Source organism: Aliamphritea spongicola (assembly GCF_017051665.1).
GTDB classification, from domain to species: Bacteria; Pseudomonadota; Gammaproteobacteria; order Pseudomonadales; family Balneatricaceae; genus Amphritea; species Amphritea spongicola.
In genome coordinates, this window is the sequence record NZ_JAFIDL010000055.1 from 1 (window position 1) to 332 (window position 332).

1 protein-coding gene is annotated in these 332 nt (G+C 71.1%); it reads left to right on the forward strand.

The genetic code is table 11. The features are described from left to right. A partial coding sequence (locus tag JYB63_RS22710; protein WP_205660201.1) for an autotransporter outer membrane beta-barrel domain-containing protein occupies positions 1–332 on the forward strand: 332 nt, incomplete at both ends.

A 332-nucleotide genomic window follows, 5' to 3' on the forward strand; every position in this document is an offset into this window, starting at 1 on the left:
GGGCCAGCAGTACACCATCCTGAGCGCGCAGCAGGGGGTGAGCGGGCAGTTTGACGCGGTGGCGCCGAACTACCTGTTCCTCGGCACCGGGCTGAGCTACCAGCCGGCCGGGGTGACGCTGAGCGTCGGGCGCAACGGCACGAGCTTCGCCAGCGTGGCGCAGACGCCGAACGAGCGGGCGGTGGCGGCGGCGGCGGATGCGCTGGCGGCGGGCAACCCGGTGTACGAAAGCGTTCTTAACAGCGGCACGGCGGGCGAGGCGCGGCAGGCGTTCCGTCAGCTGTCGGGGCAAATCCATGCGGATATCGCGTCGGCGCTGGTGAACGACAGCC